This window comes from Burkholderia ubonensis (assembly GCF_902833085.1).
Classification (GTDB): domain Bacteria; phylum Pseudomonadota; class Gammaproteobacteria; order Burkholderiales; family Burkholderiaceae; genus Burkholderia; species Burkholderia ubonensis.
The window spans coordinates 59610-79166 of the sequence record NZ_CADFEB010000007.1 but is presented as its reverse complement, the minus strand read 5'-3'; the positions used below and the strand labels follow the sequence as shown (position 1 = coordinate 79166).

Here is a 19557-nt window from a genome sequence, read left to right as displayed (position 1 = left end):
GCGGCAACCGCCGCGCGTCGAAAGAAAGGCATTCATCGCCGCTCCGGCCACGCGGGCAGCAGCGCATCGCGGCCGTCCTGGCGGATCAGCACGAGCGGGTAGCCGAACGCGTCGCTCGCGCGTTCGGGCGTCAGCACGTCATGCACGGGCCCCGCCCATGCGCGGCCGCGTCCATCGAGCAGCAGAGCATGCGTCGCGAAGCGCCGCGCGAGATTCAGATCGTGGCACGAAAACAGCACGGTGCGCCGGCCGGCTTCGAGCCAAGCGGCCAGCGCGGTCAGGCAGTCGATCTGGTGATGCACGTCGAGATGCGCGAGCGGCTCGTCGAGCAGCAGCAGCGGCGCGCCCTGGCACAGCGTCGCGGCCAGCGCGACGCGCTGCCGTTCGCCGCCGGACAGCGACAGCACGTCGCGCCCGGCGAACGCCGCGAGGCCGAAGGTCGCCAGCGCATCGCGCGCGGCCGCGCGATCGCCGTCGCGCTCCCAGCCCCAGCCGCCGAGATACGGGAAGCGGCTCAGCAGCACCGTGTCGAACACGGTCGCGCTGAACGCGTCGTGCAGTTGCTGCGGCATCAGCGCGCGCCGCTGCGCGAGCTGCGCGGCCGGCCACGCGGCGAGCGGCCGGCCGTCGGCTTCGACGTGGCCGCCCGACGGCGTGGAAAGGCCCGCGAGCGTCGCGAGCAGCGTCGTCTTGCCGGCGCCGTTCGGCCCCGCGACGCACCAGATCTCGCCGGGCCGGAACGTCTGCGTGAAGTCGCCCAGCAGCGTGCGCGCACCGGCCCGCAGCGTCAGGTCGACGGCCGCGTATACGGCATCGCCGGAACGACGGGATTCGGTCACGCTCATCGCATCGGTCTCCTCAGCAACATCCACAGGAACACCGGCACGCCGATCAGCGCGGTCATCACGCCGACCGGCAGTTGCGCGGGCGCGATCACGGTGCGCGCGAGCAGGTCGGCCGCCATCACGCCGCCGCCGCCCGCGAGCATCGCGGCGGGCAGCAGCATGCGCTGGTCGTTGCCGAACGCGAGGCGCAGCGCGTGCGGAACGACGAGCCCGACGAAGCCGATCGTGCCGGCGGTCGTCACCGCGGCCGCGGCGGCCAGCGACGCGACGAGATAGATCCGCACGCGCAGCCGCGCGACCGGCACGCCGAGCGCGAGCGCGGTCGCGTCGCCGCGCAGCAGCACGTTCAGTTGCGGCGCGGCCGGCAGCGCGACGCTAGCGGCCAGCGCGAGCGCGGCCCACGCGAACCACGGCGTCGCGACGCCGTTCAGGTCGCCCGTCAGCCAGAAGATGATGCCGCGCAGCCGCGCATCGGGCGCGAGCGACAGCAGCAGCGTGACGAGCGCGCCCCACCCGGCCGCGATCACGACGCCGGTGAGCAGCAGCCGCGGCGACGCGTCGCGCGCGTCGCCGCGCCACAGCTCGCGGCGCGCGAGGCCGAGCACGAGCAGCATCGACACGAGCGCACCGGCGAACGCCGACGCATCGACGAGCCACCACGCGCCGCCCGCGATCATCGCGACCAGCGCGAAACCGGCCGCGCCGCCCGATACGCCGAGCACGTACGGCTCGGCGAGCGGATTGCGCAGCAGCACCTGCAGCAGCGCGCCCGCGAGCGCGAGCAGCGCACCGCACGCGAAGCCGGCGAGCGCGCGCGGCACGCGCAGCGTGCGGACGATGTCGGCCAACAGCGCCGTGCCGCCCGATGCGTCGCCGCCGTGCGGCACGAGCGACGCGAGCGCCTGCAGCGGCGAGATCGGCACGCTGCCGATCGTCAGCGACGCGACGAACAGCGCGGCGACCGCGGTCGCGAGCGCGGCCCAGATCGCGGCGGCGCGTGCGGGGCTCATGCGGCGCCCCGTCCCGCGCGCGCGGGCGCGCCGCCCGGCCGCTTACTGCTGCTGCCAGCCGAGCGTGACATAGGCGCCGCGCCGCGGCGTGTTGTAGGCGTAGGCAAGCTCGTAGTCCTTGTCGAAGAGGTTGTCGATGCGCGCGCTGACGTACCACGCCTTCGTGATGTTGTAGCGCGCGGACAGGTTGACGAGCCCGTAGCCGCCGAGACGTCCGCCATACTGATCGTTGCGCGCGCCACTGACGAGCCATTCGCCGCCGACCCGCACGGGACCGAATGCACGGCCCACCGAAGCCGACGCGAAACGCCGCGCGCGGCGGTCCAGGTCCTGATTCTGCGATTCGTCGACCGGGTTCTGCAAGGTGGCGGCGACCCGCACGTCGGTCGCGCCGACATGCCCCTGCCACGATGCTTCGAGCCCCTGCACCTTTGCACGGCCCACGTTCTGTGCGACGGGCTGGTAGTCGATGAGGTTCGTGTAACGCGTCTGAAATGCGGTCAAGCGCGCGACGCCCACCGCATCGGACGCATACTGCACCGCGGCCTCGACCGAATGGCTGCGCTCGGGCCGGATCGACGGATTACCGTAAATCGGGTAGTAGAGGTCGTTGAAGGTCGGTGCGCGAAATGCGCTCGAATAGCTCGCGGTGACTTTCCACCGGTCGGTGAGGTCGAGACCGTAGCCGAGATAGTACGAGTTCGCGCCGCCGAAATCCGAATACTGGTCGCGCCGCACGTTCGCCTGGAACTGCTGGCGGCCGATGCGCGCCGTGTAGCCGAGCCAGCCGGAATTCACGTGACGCTGCGGCACCGAATAGACGTTCGACATGAACTGCTGGTCGAGCCGTTCGTAACCGGCCTGGATCACGTGGTCCGGCGCGATCCGGAAATCGTTCTGCCACGTGTACTGGCGGCTGTCGGTATTGAAGTGGTCGGTGTACGCGCCGTTCAGTTCCGACTGGTTGCGGTCGTTGCCGATCGCGACGCTCACGTGCGTTGTCCACCAGTCGAACAGGTTGCCGTTCGCGAACGCGCGCGCCTGCTGCACGCGCGAATACAGGTTGTTCAGGTCGGTCGGCGCACCGAACGCGCTGTCGTAGCTGTTGTTGCCGTTCGACTGAAAGTAACTGACGCCCGCATCCCAGCGGTCGTCGAAGCGGTGCCGCAGCGACGCGGTGACGCTCTCGTTCAGATAGCCGTTCGCGTTCGGGTTCGCCTTCGGCCGCTTCGCCGGATCAAGCGCGGAGAACCCGTTGTCCTTTTCGCGCGCGACCGACACGCTGAAGGTCGTCCTGCCGTCGCCGTCGAGCCGGCCCGACACGCCGGCCTGCTGCGTCTGCGTGCCGTAGCTGCCGAGGCCGACCGCAAAATTGAAGCGCGGCGGATGATTGCCGCCGTGCTTCGTGAACACCTGCACGACGCCGCCGATCGCGCCGGAGCCATACAGCGACGACACGTTGCCGTTCACGACCTCGACGCGCTCGATCTGGTCGAGCGGCAGCTGGCTCAGTTGCGCTGCGCCGAGACTCGCGGAATCGACCCGCACGCCGTCGATCAGCACGAGCGACTGCGTCGATTGCGCGCCGCGCAGGAACAGCGTCGCGGTCGCGCCCGGGCCGCCGTTGCGCACGATCTGCGCGCCCGGCGCGAGCGCGAGCAGCGTCGGCAGGTCGGCGCCGGGATGCGCGGCGATGTCCTGCGCGTCGAACACGGTGGTTTGCGGGATCGCGTCGGCGAGCGCCTGCGGCGCACGCTGCGCGGTGACGACGACCGGCGCGAGCTGCGCGGCGTCGACGGCATGGCCGGCGGACGCGGCCGTGGGCGCAGCGGGGGCATTACCGGCGGCGGCCGCCGTCTGCGCGACGGCGGCGAGCGGCAGCCCGCAAAGCGCGCCGAGCGCCGTGCGAGCGATTGGGGTCAGCATCGAAGAAAGTCCTGTGAACCGCAGCGCGCCCCGCTTCCCCGCAGGCCGCGCGTCACGAAGCCCGCGCACGGGCTCCCCGCCTCGGCCGGTATCCGGGCTGGCGGCGTTCCGGCTCGCCTTCCCGCGCGAGACATGCGCAGTGGCCTGCGCCCGCGTGCGAACCGCACACGTCGAGCGCACCCGAGCCGGCCTGCATCGTCCGATGCGGCCGCTTACCGTTGCGGGGGCAGCGCAGGTTGGCGGCTCCTGGCGGAGCCCGCGCCCTGCTTCCCGTTTAACCGCGCGTTGCACGCGCGAGCACCGAGGCGGCGCCAAGTTTAGGAGCGGGCCGCGAGAGCGTCAAGAAAGCGGTCCGCGCGACGCGCAATCGACATATTCGCGGCAAGAAGCGGGGGTGTTACGACTGGAAACGTTACATATGTCGGAATGTGCGTTATTCCGCGCTAAAATGCTGGGTCTTTAGAGGACGCAGCAGATGCTCAACGAACTCGAAACCTTATCTCAAAATATTGGCCGACTGATTGCGCTGAACCAGCGCTATCACTCGGAACGGCTCGCGCTCGAGGAGCAGGTCGCGCAATTGCGCGCGGAAGCGGACACGGTGCGTGGCGAGCTCACGCAGCTGCGCGAGGAACGCAACGCGCTTGCGGAGGAACGCGACACGCTGTCGGCGAAGATCGACGACGCGCAGGTCAAGCTGAACGCGATTCTCGAGAAGCTGCCGCGCACGAAGAGCGCGGCGGAAGCCGACAACCAGCTCGACCTGCTGGATGCGCAGTCGCGCACCGATAGCGACGACGCAGCCAGCCACGGAGAACATGCATGAGCACCAAGCAGATCGAAGTCTCGATTCTCGGCCAGGCCTACCGGCTAGCCTGTTCGGCCGAGACCGAAGCGGCGCTGCTGGAAGCCGTCGCGCGCGTCGACGCGGAAATGACGAAGATCCGCTCGAACAGCTCGGTGCGCGGCACCGACCGCATCGCCGTGATGGCGGCGCTGTCGCTCGCGTCGGAGCTGCTGCGGCTGCAGCAGAGCGTGCGTCACGGTGAAGCATTTCCCGCGGAAGAAATCCGGCGTACAATGCGCCAGATGAATGAACAGCTCGGTGCGGTGCTCGCACAGCACGAGACGCAGTAACCCGAATCGATGCGTCGATTTCCCTTGATCTCCACGGTCAACGGTGGTCAAATTGGACACATAGATTCACAGTTTAGTCAGCTTCCCTGCCTGGTTCGCCAAGGTCATATATTCCTTGAACCAATGCCATGTGCACGGTTGCGGAAATTTGTAGCACGGGCGCGCGCGTCACTCTGTCTGATGTACCCGAAGTGCTGCTAACTGCGACCAATTCTGAACCCCAGGTTCAGGATGCCGGCCTAGCGGCTAAGGCGGGGGCCTATTCAACGGCATCGGGTACACATCCCGATGCCGTTTCCTTTTGTAGCGGCCTCTTTCTGCGTCGATCACGATCCATGCAATACTGGCTGATGAAGTCCGAACCGGACGAAGCGAGCATCGACGATCTCGCGAATGCGCCGCAGCGCACGCTGCCGTGGACCGGCGTGCGCAACTATCAGGCACGCAATTTCATGCGCGACACGATGCAGATCGGCGACGGCGTGCTGTTCTATCATTCGAGCTGCCCCGAGCCCGGCATCGCGGGCCTCGCCGAAGTGTCGTCGACACCCTACCCCGATCCCACGCAGTTCGATCCGAAGAGCCCCTATTACGATCCGAAGTCGACGCAGGCAACGCCGCGCTGGCTGCTCGTCGACGTGCGCTTCGTGAAGAAGGCGGCGCTCGTGCCGCTCGCCGCGCTGCGCGAATACGACGCGCTCGCCGACATGCGCGTGCTCGCGAAAGGCAACCGGCTGTCGATCACGCCCGTCACGCGCGCCGAATGGCGCTTCATCACCGAACGGCTGATGAAGTGAACGTAAAGGGCAAACATTAAATTTGGTCAATGCACGACCGCCCGCCCGGAACTCGCGGCGCGCTCGCGCAGCCTAAGCAACCGCTGCCGGCCAATCGGGCCGGCCGTCGTTTTTTCGTCGCGCGGCCCGCCCGCATCGCGCACGCGTGATCCGCGTGCGCGCCCTCGCACAAGGAGTCCAACAATGACCAAGAAATCCGCACTCGCGCTGTCGCTCGCGCTCGCCGCCGCCGTTCCCGTCGCGGTGACGCTCGCGTCGCCCGCGGCGCGCGCGCAGGCCGTCAACCCGCACTTTCCGGAGCCGTCGGGCGTGCTGTCGCTGTCGTCGCAGGCCAGCGCCGAAGTGCCGCAGGACATCATCCACATCACGCTGTTCTACGAGCAGCAGGCGAAGGACCCGGGCAGCCTGACGTCCGCGCTGAACCAGCGCGCCGACGCCGCGCTCGCGCAGGCCAAGGCCGTGTCGGGCGTCACTGCGCACACGGGCGCGTTCTCCGTCTATCCGAGCACCGACCGCGACGGCCGGATCTCCGCATGGCGCGGCCGCACCGAGGTCGTGCTCGAATCGCGCGATTTCGCCGCGGCGTCGAAGCTCGCGGGCCAGTTGTCGAACCTGATGCAGGTCGCGAACGTCGAGTTCTCGCTGTCGCCGGAAGCGCAGCGCACGGCCGAGCAGAAGCTCACGACCGAAGCGATCAAGTCGTTCCGCGTGCGTGCGGACGAAGCCGCGAAGGCGTTCGGCTACAACAACTATTCGATTCGCGACGTGAACGTCGGCAGCGGCCGCAACGTACAGCCGTATCCGCGCATGATGGCGATGGCCGCAGCACCGATGGACAACGCGAAGATGAGCGCGCCGATCGCGGTCGAAGGCGGCAAGGCGACCGTGTCCGTCACGGTCAACGGCTCGGTGCAGATGAAGTAACGCACGACGCTCGAGTACGTCAGATGCGAAAACGCCGGCCACTGGGCCGGCGTTTTTCGTTGGTGCGTCAGTTGCGCGATCGCATCATGCAGCCGAGGCCGCCGCACGGCGGCGGTATGCCCAGACCATCAGCGCGACGCCCGCGAGGATCATCGGCAGCGACAGCCACTGCCCCATCGACAGGCCGAGCGCAAGCAGCCCGAGGAAGTCGTCCGGTTCGCGCGCGAACTCGACCGTGAAGCGTGCGAGACCGTAGCCGATCAGGAACAGCGCGGATATCGCGCCCATCGGCCGCGGCTTGCGCGAGAACAAGAACAGCGCAAAGAACAGCACGACGCCTTCGAGCGCGATTTCATAGAGCTGCGAAGGATGGCGCGGCAGCATCTGGTACTGCATGAACACGTCGGCCAGATGCCACTTCGCGACGAGCTCCGGATGCGCGGGCAGCCAGGCCGCATCGTCGCGCATCGCGCCCGGGAACAGCATCGCCCACGGCGAATTCGGATCGGTCACGCGGCCCCACAGCTCGCCGTTGATGAAGTTGCCGAGCCGGCCCGCCGCCAGCCCCGTCGGCACCATCGGCGCGACGAAGTCGGTGACCTGCAGCCAGTGGCGCTTGCGCTGCCATGCGAACAGCATCATCGCGAGCGTCACGCCGAGAAAGCCGCCGTGAAACGACATCCCGCCTTCCCATACCTTGAAGACGTCGAGCGGATGTGCGAGGTAGTAGCCCGCCTTGTAGAACAGCACGTAGCCGAGCCGGCCGCCGAGCACCGTGCCGAGCACGCCGTAGAACATCATGTCGTCGATGTCCTTCACGGTCCAGCCCTGCGCGGCCACATGCGGCAGCTTCAGGCGCAGCCGGCCGACGACGATCGCCGCGATGAACGCGACGAGATACATGAGCCCGTACCAGCGCACGGCCAGCGGCCCGAGATGGATCGCAACGGGGTCGAAATTCGGGTGAATGATCATGGGTTAGCGGTGAAGTTTTCGAATTCGGCGCGGCGCGCACACCTGCGTCGCGTCGCGCATTGGACGGCGCCGGCGCGCCATCGTTCGCGTCATGCGCGCACGAACGCCTGCGCGCGCACGATGTCGATGAAGCCGGCGAGCACGGGGCTGACGTCGCCGGTGCGCCACACGAGGCCCGTCTCGACGACGGGCGCGCCGTCCGCGAGCGGCCGGTAGACCACGCCGGTGCGCCGCAGGTTACGCAGCGATTGCGGCACCAGTGCGACGCCCATGCCGGCCGACACGAGGCTCACGATCGTCTGCATCTGGATCGCTTCCTGGCCGATGCGCGGGGTCGCCCCCGCCGCGCCGTAGCAGCCCGTAATGATGTCATAAAAGCCGGGCGCCAAACGGCGCGGAAAGATCACGAGCGGCAGCGCGGCGACGTCGGCGAGCCGCACCGGCGCATTCTCGGATGCGTCGGCCGGCGCTGCGGCGGCCGGCATCGCCAGCACGAGCGGCTCGCGCACGACCGGCAGGTACGACAGCTCGGCCGCATGACGCGGCGGCACCGGCGGAATGATCAGCCCGGCGTCGATCCGGCCGGCGGCAAGCTCCTCGATCTGCACGTCGCTGGTCGCCTCCTCGAGCTGCAGCCGCACCTGCGGATAGCGCGCGCCGAACGCGCGCAGCAGCGACGGCAAGAGCCCGTAGTCGGCGGTCGACACGAACGCGAGCGCGAGCGAACCGGTCTCGCCGCGCGCGAGGCTCTGCGCGCGCGGCGGCAGCGCGTCGGCCGCCGCCAGCAGCTTGCGCACGTCCGGCAGCAGCGCCGCGCCGACCGCGGTCAGCGCGACCGAGCGCTTGGTGCGCACGAACAGCGCGACGCCGAGCAGGTCCTCGAGCGCGCGGATCGCCTGCGACAGCGGCGGCTGCGTCATCGACAGGCGCGCCGCCGCGCGGCCGAAATGGCGTTCCTCGGCTACGGTCACGAAATAGCGCCATTGGCGCAGATCGGGGGTCACATCAGGCATCGGTCAGTCATATGAAAATCGACCTAATAGGCGATGAATAATATATTGGACACGCCCAAACGGACATTGCATTCTTGGCTCAGCCGAGTCGATGCGCCGCCTCCGGACGCACCTGCCGATGCCCCCACCAACGAGGATGGAGTCCCCCATGTCATACAACCGCCGCTCGAAGAACATCACGCAGGGCGTGGCCCGTTCGCCGAACCGCTCGATGTATTACGCGCTCGGCTACCGGAAGGAAGATTTCGACAAGCCGATGATCGGCATCGCCAACGGCCATTCGACGATCACGCCGTGCAACGCGGGCCTGCAGCGCCTGTCGGACGCGGCGGTCGCGGCCGTGAAGGACGCCGGCGCGAATCCGCAGATCTTCGGCACGCCGACGATCTCGGACGGCATGTCGATGGGCACCGAGGGGATGAAGTACTCGCTCGTGTCGCGCGAAGTGATCGCCGACTGCATCGAGACCTGCGCGCAGGGCCAGTGGATGGACGGCGTGGTCGTCGTCGGCGGCTGCGACAAGAACATGCCGGGCGGGATGATCGCGCTCGCGCGCCTGAACGTGCCGGGCATCTACGTGTACGGCGGCACGATCCGCCCGGGCCACTGGAAGGGCCGCGACCTGACGATCGTGTCGTCGTTCGAGGCGGTCGGCGAGTTCACCGCGGGCCGGATGTCGCAGGAGGATTTCGAAGGGGTCGAGCAGAACGCGTGTCCGACGACGGGCTCGTGCGGCGGCATGTACACCGCGAACACGATGAGCTCGTCATTCGAGGCGCTCGGCATGTCGCTGCTGTATTCGTCGACGATGGCGAACCCGGACCAGGAAAAGGTCGACTCCGCGGCCGAATCGGCGCGCGTGCTGGTCGAGGCGGTCAAGCAGGATCTGAAGCCGCGCGACATCATCACGAAGCAGTCGATCGAGAACGCGGTGTCGCTGATCATGGCGACCGGCGGCTCGACCAACGCGGTGCTGCACTATCTGGCGATCGCGCACGCGGCCGAGGTCGACTGGACGATCGACGATTTCGAGCGCATTCGCAAGCGCGTGCCGGTGATCTGCGACCTGAAGCCGTCGGGCCAGTACGTCGCGACCGACCTGCACCAGGCCGGCGGCATTCCGCAGGTGCTGAAGATCCTGCTCGACGCCGGCCTGCTGCACGGCGACTGCATGACGATCACGGGCCGCACGCTCGCCGACGAGCTGAAGGACGTGTCGAGCGCGCCGCGCGCGGACCAGAAGGTGATCTTCCCGATCGAGCAGGCGCTATACAAGGAGGGGCACCTCGCGATCCTGAAGGGCAACCTCGCGGAAGACGGCGCGGTCGCGAAGATCTCCGGCCTGAAGAACCCGGTCATCACGGGCCCGGCGCGCGTGTTCGACGACGAGCAGAGCGCGCTGGAAGCGATCCTCGGCGACCGGATTCGCGCGGGCGACATCCTCGTGCTGCGCTACCTCGGCCCGCAGGGCGGCCCGGGGATGCCGGAGATGCTCGCGCCGACCTCGGCGATCATCGGCAAGGGCCTCGGCGAGTCGGTCGGCTTCATCACCGACGGCCGCTTCTCGGGCGGCACCTGGGGGATGGTGGTCGGCCACGTCGCGCCGGAAGCGTTCGTCGGCGGCACGATCGCGCTCGTGCAGGAAGGCGATTCGATCACGATCGACGCGCACAAGCTGCTGCTGCAATTGAACGTCGACGACGCCGAACTGGCGCGCCGCCGCGCCGCGTGGAAGCAGCCGGCGCCGCGCTATACGCGCGGCGTGCTCGCCAAGTTCGCCGCGCTCGCCCGCCCGGCGAACCAGGGCGCCGTCACCGGCTGACGCCCGGCCGGGCCGCGATGCGGCCCCTGATTGATCGCACGCAAAGGGGGCGCGAAAAACTCGCGCTCCCTTTGCTTTTATAATGCCCGGGAGTCAAGCCGGCGGTGCCTGCTGGCGGAGAACGGCATGAAACAGATGATATTGCGCGCGACGCTCCTGGCCCTGCTGCTCGGCGGCACGGCCGCGCACGCCGCCGAGGCGGACGGCCTCGCGCTCGCGCAGCGCAAGAACTGCATGGCCTGTCATGCGGTCAGCAAACCACTGATGGGCCCGTCATTCCACGATATCGCGGGCAAGTACGCGCCGCGCAGCGACGCGAGCGACTACCTCGCGCAGACGATCGTGAAGGGCAGCGTCGGCGTGTGGGGCAGCGTACCGATGCCCGCCAATACCCAGCTGACGGGCGCCGAAGCGCACGCCCTCGCGAACTGGGTGATGTCGCTCAGATAAGGCGGCCGGCCCGGTCAGCCCGAACGTCCGGTGCGGCGGCGCGCGATCTCGTCGTCGACCGCGTCCCGCACCCAATCCATCACTTCGGTCTCGAGCGCCAGCGCCACTTCGCGCGTGATCTGGCTGACGAGCCACGCCGTATGGCCTTGCAGCGCGTCGCGGCAGCGCGCCTCGATCGCCTCCCGCCCTTCCCCGGTCAGGTAATTCATCAGACGATCGCGCAGCCGCTCGGCGATGTGCTGCGCGTCTTCCGGCGTCAACGCTGCCGCGGCCGCGGTCGCGGCACCCTGCGTGGCCATCTCGGGCGCGTCCGCCCGCGGGACCGGCGCCAGCTCGACGACCGGCACCTCCGGCGTCGGCACCGGCTGGACCACGACCGTCGCGGGGTCGGCTTCGATGTCGGCAGGCGCGGCTGCTTCGGGCGCCGGCACCGTCTGCGCCGCAGCCTCCGGCGCCGCCGTGGCCGGATTGCCCGGCGCGATCACGTCGGTAAGCACCGGAATCGCCGCGTCGTCCTGCGGCAACCCGGCCTCAGGCCGGCGCGCGGGCGCCGGATGGCCCGGCACCAGCACGTCCGTCAGCATCGGGATGGAGGAGGTTTCGGCTTGTCCCACGGTGATACTCCGTCGACTGGCTAGCTGCCCTGCTTGTAGTTGTTCAGCGCATAACCGCGATCTCGATAGAAGCGGTAGCGCTCGCGGCCCGCGGCCAGTTCGGGCGGCTCGTTGCCGACCACCTCGAGCAGCCGCTCGAAGCGCGCGAACTGCGCGGGCACCGCCGCGCCGAGATTCAGCAGCACCTGATGATGCGGCGCCTTGTCGAGCTCGGCGGTCAGCACGATCGGCGTGTCGGCCGCGTGCCGGCTGTCGATCCCGCAATGCGGGATGAAATCGAGCGGCGAGAACGTCCAGAGCCGCTCGTCGAGCGCGCGCAAGCGCGCGGGTTCCGCGAGCACGACGACCGGCTGCCCGGCCTGGTAGGCCTTGCGCAGCAGCCGGCACGCGTAAGCGAGCGAATCGCCGACGTTCGTGTGGAAATCGATCCGCGTCATCACCCGACCGCCCGCATTGTCGACCACTCTGCCATCACTGGCCGGCGCGGTCGATCAGGAATTGCGCGAGCAGCGGCACCGGACGGCCGGTCGCGCCCTTCGCCGCGCCGCTCTTCCACGCGGTGCCCGCGATGTCGAGGTGCGCCCACGGGTAGCTGTCGGTGAAGCGCGACAGGAAGCACGCGGCCGTCACGGCGCCGGCCGGACGCCCGCCGATGTTCGCGAGATCCGCGAAGTTCGACTTCAGCTGGTCCTGGTATTCGTCGTCGAGCGGCATGCGCCATGCCGGATCGTTCGCCTCGCGCGACGCGTCGAGCAGCTCGCCCGCGAGCGCGTCGTCCTTCGAGAACAGGCCGCTGTTGTGACCGCCGAGCGCGATCACGCAGGCGCCCGTCAGCGTCGCGACGTCGATCACCGCAGCCGGCTTGAAGCGCTCCGCGTAGGTCAGCGCGTCGCACAGGATCAGGCGACCCTCGGCGTCGGTGTTCAGCACCTCGATCGTCAGCCCCTTCATGCTGGTGACGATGTCGCCCGGCTTGGTCGCATTGCCGCCCGGCATGTTCTCGCAGGTCGGGACGATCGCGACGACGTTGATCTTCAGGCCCATCTCCGCGACCGCGCGGATCGTGCCGAGCACCGAGCCCGCGCCGCACATGTCGTACTTCATCTCGTCCATGCCGTCGCCCGGCTTCAGCGAGATGCCGCCCGTGTCGAACGTGATGCCCTTGCCGACCAGCACGACCGGCTTGGCCTTCGCCGCGGCGCCCTGGTAGTGCAGCACGATGAACTGCGCCGGCTCGACCGATGCGCGCGCGACCGACAGGAACGAGCCCATCTTGAGCGCCTGAACCTGCTTGAGCCCGAGCACCTCGGCCTTCAGGCCCCAGTCCTTCGCGAGCTGCTTCGCGGTGTTCGCGAGATAGGTCGGCGTGCAGACGTTGCCCGGCAGGTTGCCGAGATCGCGGGTCAGATCCATCCCGTTCGCGAGCGCGACGGCCTGCTTGACCGCGACCTTCGCGGCCTTCTCGTCGGCCGGATCGACGCTGAACACGATGCGCTTGAGCGCATGCGACGCCGGTTCCGGCTTGCTCTTCAGTTGCGTGAAGCGATACGTTTCGTTGCGCAGCGCGAGAATCGCCGCACGCACGCCCCAGTCGGAACCGCGCTCGTCGACCGGCAGCTGGGCCAGCGTGAAGGTGACCTGAACGACCTTGGTCGCGAGCAGCGCGCGCCATGCGGCGGTGACCGCGTCGTTATAGGCTTTCTGATTGAAAGCATCCTGCTTGCCGAGGCCGACCAGCAGCACGCGCGATGCGCCGATGCCCTGCACTTCGTGCAGGATCAGCGTCTTGCCGCGCTTGCCGTCCATGTCGCCGGCCTTCACGACGCGCGAGATCAGCCCCTTGGTGGCCGTATCGATGTCGAGCGCGGCGCCCGACAGCGTCTGCGCCTCGAAGATGCCGAGCACGATGCAGTCCGACTTGCCGGTCAGGAACCCCTTCGACTCACCTTTGCTCCAATCACAGCCTTTTATGCTAAAGTCCATCGCGCTTGTCCTCGGATAAAATCTGGGCTAAGGATGAAAGCCGCAATTATCCGCTATTTTTCCCGTGGCGGCGCGAGCGCCTGCCCACGCGTGCGCAGCTTCCCGCCCTCTTCTCTTCAAGAATGATCTTCGAACGCTCCCTCCAGCGCGAGCTTGCGTATACGGCTGGCGCCGTGTTCATGGTGCTGCTCACGATCATGCTCACGACGATGATGATCCGCATCGTCGGCTACGCCGCGTCCGGCGAAATCGATCCGAAGGACGTGCTCGTGCTGATCGGCCTGACCGTGATCGGCTACCTCGCCGTGATGCTCGTCGTCACGCTGTTCGTGTCGATCCTGTTCGTGCTGACCCGGTGGTACCGGGACTCCGAAATGGTCGTCTGGCTCGCGTCCGGCGTGAGCCTGACCCGCCTCATCAAGCCGATCGGCGTGTTCGCGACGCCAATCATCCTGCTGATCGCGTTCTTCGCGTTCGTCGGCTGGCCGTGGTCGAATCAGCAGAGCAAGATGATCAAGGCGCGCTTCCAGCAGCGCGACGAGATCTCGCTGCTCGCGCCCGGCCAGTTCCGCGAATCGGCGGCGAGCCACCGCGTGTTCTTCATCGAGAAGATGGCGCCGGACCAGAGCAAGGTGCAGAACGTGTTCGTCACGTCGACCGAGAACGGCAAGGTCAACGTCGTCGTATCGCAGACGGGCCACACCGAGACCACGAAGGACGGCGACCGCTTCGTCGTGCTCGAGGACGGCCGCCGCTACGACGGCTCGCCCGGCCAGCCGAACTTCAAGATCATGGAGTTCGAGCGCTACGGCGTGAAGATCACGAGCAAGCCGGTCGTCAACGTGCAGACGACCAACAGCACGCCGACGCCCGAGCTGCTGCGCGACCCGACGCGCGAAAAGCTCGCGGAATTCGCCTGGCGCGCGGGGCTGCCGCTGATCGCGATCAACCTGATGGTGCTCGGCATCCCGCTCGCGTACCAGAACCCGCGCCGCAGCCGCACGATCAACCTCGTGATGGCCGTGCTGATCTACCTGACCTACTCGAACCTGCTGAACGTCGTGCAGGCGCAGATCGAGCAGGGCAAGCTGTCGTTCGGCGTCGGCCTCGTCGGCCTGCACGTGGTCGTCGCGGCGATCGTCGGCTTCATCTTCTGGCTGCGCGTGCGCAACCGCCCGCTGTTCACACGCGCGCTGTTCAGCCGCTCGACGGGAGCATGATCGATGCGGCTCTTTGAAAAGTACTTCGCGCGGCAGATCTACGTCACGTTCGTCTTCATCCTGTTCGCGTTCTCGGGCCTGTTCTTCTTCTTCGACCTGATCAACGAGCTGAACTCGGTCGGGCACGGCAACTACAAGTTCGGCTACGCGGTGCTGCGCGTCGCGCTGCAGACGCCGTCGCGCTTCTACGAGATCATTCCGGTCGCCGCGCTGATCAGCGCGATCTACGTGTTCGCGCAGATGGCCGCGAACTCGGAATTCACGATCTTCCGCGTGTCGGGCCTCGCGACCAACCAGGCGTTGCGCTCGCTGCTGAAGATCGGCGTGCCGCTCGTGATCGTCACCTACCTGATCGGCGAATTCGTCGGCCCCTACGCCGACCAGCTGTCCGAGCGCGTGCGGCTGCAGGCGCTCGGCGCGTCGGTGTCGTCGAACTTCCAGTCCGGCGTGTGGGTGAAGGACACGCTCGCCGCGCGCGACAACGGCGAGCAGGTCACGCGCTTCGTCAACGTCGGCAGCCTGTCGCCGGATTCGACGATCAGCAACGTGCGGATCTACGAATTCGATTCGAAATTCCAGCTGCAGAACGTGCGCATCGCGCAGACGGGCCGCTACGAGGCGCCCGGCCACTGGCTGCTGACGGGCGTCACCGAGACCGAGCTCACGCCGATCAAGCCGATCAGCGGCCAGCCCGCCGACGCGCTGAACCCCGTGTACCGGTCGCAGCAGGTCACGCTGCCCGAGTTCCGGCTGCGCTCGGACCTGACGCCGCAGATCCTGTCGGTGCTGCTCGTGTCGCCGGAACGGATGTCGCTGATCAACCTGTTCCGCTACATCCAGCACCTGAAGGAGAACCAGCAGGACACGCAGCGCTATGACATCGCGCTGTGGCGCAAGCTGCTGTATCCGTTCGCGGTGTTCGTGATGCTGGTGCTGTCGCTGCCGTTCGCGTACCTGCATACGCGCGCGGGCGTGGTCGGCGTGAAGGTGTTCGGCGGCATCATGCTCGGCATGAGCTTCCAGCTGCTCAATACGCTGTTCTCGCACATGGGCACGCTGAATACATGGCCCGCGCCGCTGACGGCGGCGCTCCCCGGCCTGCTCTACCTGGGGCTCGGCCTGTTCGCGCTCAAATGGGTCGACCGGCACTGAGCGCCGGCCTCGCGACGGAGTTCGACATGGATTCGCACGGCATCGTCCTGTTCGCTCACGGCGCCCGCGATCCGCGCTGGGCGGAGCCGTTCGAGCGGCTCGCCGCACGGCTGCGCGCCGCGCGCGGCGCGCCCGCTTCTTCCGCTTCGCCCGTATCGCTCGCGTTTCTCGAGCTGATGACGCCGTCGCTCGACACCGCGGTCGCCGCGCAAGCCGCGGCCGGCTGCACGCGCATCACCGTGGTACCGGTGTTCTTCGGCCAGGGCGGCCACATCCGGCGCGACCTGCCGCAGCTCGTCGATGCGTGCCGCGCCGCGCATCCGGGCGTCGAGATTCGCTGCGCGACCGCGGTCGGCGAGGACGACGGCGTGCTCGACGCGATCGCGCGCTATTGCCTCGACCAGCTGGACGACGGCGCGTAGGCGCTGCGCCTGCCCCACCTGCCGCACAAGAAAAAAGCGCTGGCCAACCAGGCCAGCGCTTTTTCGTTTCGGACGCCCTGCTCCGCTCAGGCCGCGTCGCGCATCCCGCCGGCGCGTTTCGCATGCGCTCCGCGTTCGGCAAACGCATCGCCGATCATCAGCAGGCTCGGCTGCGCCGGATCGAGCCACGCCTGCGCCGCGCCCGCCGCCATCTCGCCGAGCGTCAGCGTCAGCGTGCGCTCGCGCGCGGTGCTGCATGCCTCGACGATCGCGACCGGCGTCGCGCTCGCGCGGCCCGCGTCGATCAGTTCCTGCGCGATGCCCGGCGCGCTGTCGCGGCCCATGTAGTAGACGATCGAATCGGCGCGCGCAGCTTCGCGAATCTCGTCGCTGCCCGGCGCGCGGCTGTGCGTCGCGAACGCGACGCTGCGCGCGACGCCGCGCAGCGTCAGCGAGCGCTTCAGCGTCGCCGCGCCGGCCAGCGCCGCGGTGATCCCCGGCACGATCTCGTAGTCGATGCCCGCCGCTTCGAGCGCACGCATCTCTTCGTCCGCGCGGCCGAACAGCATCGGATCGCCGCCCTTCAGCCGCACGACGCACGCATGCTCGCGCGCCGCGTCGACGATCTGCTTGTTGATGAACTGCTGCGCGGTCGAGCGCTGCCCGCAGCGCTTGCCGACCGCGATCCTGCGCGCGTTCGGCGCGTAGTCGAGCATCGCGGGCTCGACGAGCGCGTCGTGCAGCACGACGTCGGCCTGCGCGAGCAGCCGCGCGCCGCGCACCGTGATGAGGTCCGCCGCGCCCGGCCCGGCTCCGATCAGATATACCTTGCCCATATTCTTCGCTTCGCTTGTCCGCGGGCGCCGGCATCGGCCCGCGCCGCCCGAAAGGCGGCGCGGTTCGCCGCGCAGTTTCCCGCTTATGCCGAAAACGCCCGGATCATGCCCGCGGCGACCGTGTGATGCGTCGCCTCGTCGATCAGCACGAACGCGCCCGTGCCCGGATGCGCGTCGTACGTGTCGCACACGATCGGCTTCTGCAGCGTCAATGCGACGCGGCCGATGTCGTTCATCTTCAGCTCGTGACGGTCGGTCGCGTGCGACAGCGTGTGCACGTCGAGCACCTGCTTGACCGCGCCGATCTTCGCGAACACCGTGCTCGTGGTCTGCTTCAGCAGGTACTTGCGCTGCGGCGACAGCGGCGCTTCGTCGAACCAGCACAGGTCCGCCTCGAGCTTCTTCGCCGGCGCGACCGTCTGCGCGACCGCGACGAACATGTCGCCGCGCGACACGTCGACGTCTTGCGCGAGGCGGATCGTCACCGTCTGGCCCGCGAACGCCTGTTCGACGGCCGCGGTGCCGCCCGGCACCGGCGCGATGATCTCGGCGACCGTCGCGCTGCGGTTCGACGGCAGCACGACGATCTCGTCGCCGACCTTCACTTCGCCCGACTCGAGGCGGCCCATGTAGCCGCGGAAATCGTCCGCCGAGCTGCCGTCCTGGCGCGCGACCCACTGCACCGGGAAGCGCAGCGCGTCGTGCGCCTGCGTCTCGACGGGCAGCGACTCGAGCACGTCGAGCAGCGGCTCGCCCGCATACCATGGCATGCGCTCGCTCGCGCCGACGATGTTGTCGCCCTTGAGCGCCGACACCGGCACGAAGCGCACGTCGGCGAGGCCGAGCTGCTGCGCGAGCGTCACGTACGCGTCGCGGATCTCGTTGAAGCGCGCTTCGCTGTAGTCGACCAGGTCCATCTTGTTGATCGCGACGATCACGTGCTGCAGCGCGAGCAGCTTGACGATCGCGCTGTGGCGCTTGGTCTGCGGCAGCAGCTCGGCGACGCCGTTCTCGACCGTCACGCGCGTCGCGTCGATCAGGATGATCGCCGCGTGCGCGGTCGACGCGCCCGTCACCATGTTGCGCGTGTACTGCTCGTGGCCCGGCGTGTCGGCGATGATGAACTTGCGCTTCGCGGTCGCGAAGTAGCGGTACGCGACGTCGATCGTGATGCCCTGCTCACGCTCGGCTTCCAGCCCGTCGGTCAGGAGCGCGAGGTCGAGCTCGTCGCCGACCGTGCGCTTGTTCTTCGCGCGCGACAGCGCGGACAGCTGGTCGGACAACACGGCCTTGCTGTCGTACAGCAGGCGGCCGATCAGCGTGCTCTTGCCGTCGTCGACGCTGCCCGCGGTGATGAAGCGCAGCACGCCGAGGTCTTCGTTGTTCTCGATGATGCTCATGATGTGAATGTCCTCGTGTGCTTCAGAAATAACCTTGCTTCTTGCGCTGTTCCATCGCGGCTTCGGAGGTCTGGTCGTCCATCCGGGTCGCGCCGCGCTCGGTGATCTCGGTCACCGCCGTCTCGGCGATGATCTTCTCGACGTCGTCCGCGTCGCTCTCGACCGGGCACGTGCAGCTGATGTCGCCGACCGTGCGGAAGCGCACCTGTGCGACTTCGCTCGTCTCGCCTTCACGCATCGGCGTAAGCGGCGTGACCGGCACGAGCAGCCCGTTGCGGCGCACGATCTCGCGCTGGTGCGCGTAGTAGATCGACGGCAGCTCGAGGTTCTCGCGGGCGATGTACTGCCACACGTCGAGCTCGGTCCAGTTCGAGATCGGGAACACGCGCAGGTGCTCGCCGTTGTGCAGGCGTGCGTTGTACAGGCTCCACAGCTCCGGGCGCTGCGCCTTCGGGTCCCACTGGCCGAATTCGTCGCGGAACGAGAAGATGCGTTCCTTCGCACGCGCCTTCTCTTCGTCGCGGCGCGCGCCGCCGATCATCGCGGTGTAGCCGTGCTGCTCGATCGTCTCGAGCAGCGTGACGGCCTGCGCGGCGTTGCGCGAATCGGTTTCGCGGCGCAGCACGACCGTGCCGCGCTTGATCGAATCCTCGACGTGGCCGACGATCAGCTCCGCGCCGATTTCCTGCGCGCGGCGGTCGCGGAAGTCGATCACTTCGTCGTAGTTGTGGCCCGTGTCGATGTGCACGAGCGGGAACGGCAGCGACGTCTTGCGATTCGCGCCGAGGCCGAACGCCTTCAGCGCGAGATGCAGCACGACGACCGAATCCTTGCCGCCCGAGAACAGCAGCGCCGGCTTGCTGCACTCGGCGACCAGCTCGCGCAGGATGTGGATCGACTCGGCCTCGAGCCAGTCGAGGTGGCCCATGCGGCTGCTGTCGCCGGTGGGCGGGACAAAGGCGGATTGCTCGAGCGTCGTGCTCATGATTTCAGTCCTTCTCTTCCGGGTTCGTGCCGCCCGCTTTCGCGAG

Annotated in this window: 20 protein-coding genes, 1 other RNA gene and 1 riboswitch; of the genes, 10 read left to right on the top strand and 11 right to left on the bottom strand. The window is 68.2% G+C overall.

What is annotated here, in order from left to right:
* Nucleotides 1-32: 32 nt before the first annotated feature.
* From HWX31_RS20195 to HWX31_RS20185, 3 genes are read right to left on the bottom strand one after another with little or no spacing between them, the layout of a single operon-like run.
* A complete protein-coding gene (locus HWX31_RS20195) occupies nucleotides 33-845 on the bottom strand; it encodes an ABC transporter ATP-binding protein (RefSeq protein WP_174962226.1) in 813 nt (270 codons plus the stop codon).
* Nucleotides 842-1855 (bottom strand): FecCD family ABC transporter permease, encoded by a 1014-nt coding sequence (locus tag HWX31_RS20190; protein ID WP_174962228.1) that lies wholly within the window; start codon nucleotides 1853-1855, stop codon nucleotides 842-844. Before HWX31_RS20190 ends, HWX31_RS20195 begins: the two co-directional genes overlap by 4 nt.
* 42 nt (nucleotides 1856-1897) lie before the next feature.
* Nucleotides 1898-3781, bottom strand: a complete 1884-nt coding sequence (locus HWX31_RS20185) for a TonB-dependent receptor domain-containing protein (RefSeq protein ID WP_174964687.1) — start codon at nucleotides 3779-3781, stop codon at nucleotides 1898-1900.
* Nucleotides 3782-3847: 66 nt separating this feature from the next.
* Nucleotides 3848-4101, bottom strand: a riboswitch (cobalamin riboswitch).
* A 155-nt stretch (nucleotides 4102-4256) separates the two neighbouring features.
* Here HWX31_RS20185 and HWX31_RS20180 point away from each other — a divergent pair.
* The 5 genes from HWX31_RS20180 to HWX31_RS20160 all read left to right on the top strand — a co-directional run bounded on the left by HWX31_RS20180 (nucleotide 4257) and on the right by HWX31_RS20160 (nucleotide 6639).
* The gene (locus HWX31_RS20180) at nucleotides 4257-4607 is read left to right on the top strand and encodes a hypothetical protein (RefSeq protein WP_059618660.1); all 351 of its coding nucleotides are present in this window, start codon (nucleotides 4257-4259) and stop codon (nucleotides 4605-4607) included.
* The gene (locus tag HWX31_RS20175; RefSeq protein ID WP_010090984.1) at nucleotides 4604-4918 is read left to right on the top strand and encodes a cell division protein ZapA; all 315 of its coding nucleotides are present in this window, start codon (nucleotides 4604-4606) and stop codon (nucleotides 4916-4918) included. The genes HWX31_RS20180 and HWX31_RS20175 overlap by 4 nt, the downstream gene beginning before the upstream one ends.
* A gap of 80 nt (nucleotides 4919-4998) precedes the next feature.
* Nucleotides 4999-5180, top strand: a non-coding RNA gene (gene ssrS, locus HWX31_RS20170) — 6S RNA.
* A gap of 73 nt (nucleotides 5181-5253) precedes the next feature.
* Nucleotides 5254-5715 carry an EVE domain-containing protein gene (locus HWX31_RS20165; protein WP_174964688.1) on the top strand — a complete coding sequence of 154 codons (462 nt, stop codon included), beginning with the start codon at nucleotides 5254-5256 and terminating at the stop codon, nucleotides 5713-5715.
* A gap of 183 nt (nucleotides 5716-5898) precedes the next feature.
* A complete protein-coding gene (locus HWX31_RS20160) occupies nucleotides 5899-6639 on the top strand; it encodes an SIMPL domain-containing protein (RefSeq protein WP_174964689.1) in 741 nt (246 codons plus the stop codon).
* 84 nt (nucleotides 6640-6723) lie between these two features.
* Here the strand turns inward: HWX31_RS20160 and lgt are convergent, their stop codons facing one another.
* Together lgt and HWX31_RS20150 are read right to left on the bottom strand one after the other, a co-directional pair.
* Nucleotides 6724-7614 carry a prolipoprotein diacylglyceryl transferase gene (lgt, locus tag HWX31_RS20155; RefSeq protein ID WP_174964690.1) on the bottom strand — a complete coding sequence of 297 codons (891 nt, stop codon included), beginning with the start codon at nucleotides 7612-7614 and terminating at the stop codon, nucleotides 6724-6726.
* Between the two features lie 89 nt (nucleotides 7615-7703).
* Nucleotides 7704-8627 (bottom strand): LysR family transcriptional regulator, encoded by a 924-nt coding sequence (locus HWX31_RS20150; RefSeq protein ID WP_174964691.1) that lies wholly within the window; start codon nucleotides 8625-8627, stop codon nucleotides 7704-7706.
* 148 nt (nucleotides 8628-8775) lie between these two features.
* On the opposite strand from HWX31_RS20150, the gene ilvD reads away from it, so the two are divergent.
* Together ilvD and HWX31_RS20140 are read left to right on the top strand one after the other, a co-directional pair.
* On the top strand, nucleotides 8776-10449 hold the full coding sequence (gene ilvD / locus HWX31_RS20145; protein ID WP_174964692.1) for a dihydroxy-acid dehydratase: 1674 nt from the start codon (nucleotides 8776-8778) through the stop codon (nucleotides 10447-10449).
* Nucleotides 10450-10575: 126 nt separating this feature from the next.
* Nucleotides 10576-10899, top strand: a complete 324-nt coding sequence (locus HWX31_RS20140) for a c-type cytochrome (protein WP_059752611.1) — start codon at nucleotides 10576-10578, stop codon at nucleotides 10897-10899.
* 14 nt (nucleotides 10900-10913) lie between these two features.
* Here HWX31_RS20140 and HWX31_RS20135 read toward each other — a convergent pair whose 3' ends face one another.
* The 3 genes from HWX31_RS20135 to HWX31_RS20125 are packed head-to-tail and all read right to left on the bottom strand — an operon-like array spanning nucleotide 10914 to nucleotide 13496.
* A complete protein-coding gene (locus HWX31_RS20135; protein ID WP_174964693.1) occupies nucleotides 10914-11513 on the bottom strand; it encodes a DUF2486 family protein in 600 nt (199 codons plus the stop codon).
* A 20-nt stretch (nucleotides 11514-11533) separates the two neighbouring features.
* Complete coding sequence (locus HWX31_RS20130) at nucleotides 11534-11950, bottom strand: DNA polymerase III subunit chi (RefSeq protein WP_174964694.1); 417 nt, start codon at nucleotides 11948-11950, stop codon at nucleotides 11534-11536.
* 34 nt (nucleotides 11951-11984) lie between these two features.
* A complete protein-coding gene (locus HWX31_RS20125) occupies nucleotides 11985-13496 on the bottom strand; it encodes a leucyl aminopeptidase (protein ID WP_059612794.1) in 1512 nt (503 codons plus the stop codon).
* A gap of 122 nt (nucleotides 13497-13618) precedes the next feature.
* On the opposite strand from HWX31_RS20125, the gene lptF reads away from it, so the two are divergent.
* Genes lptF through HWX31_RS20110 form a run of 3 tightly spaced genes read left to right on the top strand, consistent with a single transcriptional unit; the run spans nucleotide 13619 to nucleotide 16290 of the window.
* Nucleotides 13619-14716: an LPS export ABC transporter permease LptF gene (gene lptF, locus HWX31_RS20120; protein ID WP_059659461.1), complete on the top strand. Its 1098-nt coding sequence runs from the start codon at nucleotides 13619-13621 to the stop codon at nucleotides 14714-14716.
* A 3-nt stretch (nucleotides 14717-14719) separates the two neighbouring features.
* Nucleotides 14720-15868: an LPS export ABC transporter permease LptG gene (lptG, locus tag HWX31_RS20115; protein WP_174964695.1), complete on the top strand. Its 1149-nt coding sequence runs from the start codon at nucleotides 14720-14722 to the stop codon at nucleotides 15866-15868.
* A gap of 26 nt (nucleotides 15869-15894) precedes the next feature.
* Entirely contained in the window at nucleotides 15895-16290 is a 396-nt protein-coding gene (locus HWX31_RS20110) for a sirohydrochlorin chelatase (protein WP_059656293.1), read from the top strand.
* Nucleotides 16291-16376: 86 nt separating this feature from the next.
* On the opposite strand, the gene cobA is transcribed toward HWX31_RS20110, so the two are convergent.
* From cobA to cysD, 3 genes are all read right to left on the bottom strand, one after another.
* A complete protein-coding gene (gene cobA, locus HWX31_RS20105) occupies nucleotides 16377-17126 on the bottom strand; it encodes a uroporphyrinogen-III C-methyltransferase (protein ID WP_059612799.1) in 750 nt (249 codons plus the stop codon).
* Between the two features lie 83 nt (nucleotides 17127-17209).
* Entirely contained in the window at nucleotides 17210-18526 is a 1317-nt protein-coding gene (locus HWX31_RS20100; protein ID WP_174964696.1) for a sulfate adenylyltransferase subunit 1, read from the bottom strand.
* Nucleotides 18527-18548: 22 nt separating this feature from the next.
* Nucleotides 18549-19511, bottom strand: a complete 963-nt coding sequence (gene cysD, locus HWX31_RS20095; protein WP_174964697.1) for a sulfate adenylyltransferase subunit CysD — start codon at nucleotides 19509-19511, stop codon at nucleotides 18549-18551.
* Nucleotides 19512-19557: the final 46 nt, after the last annotated feature.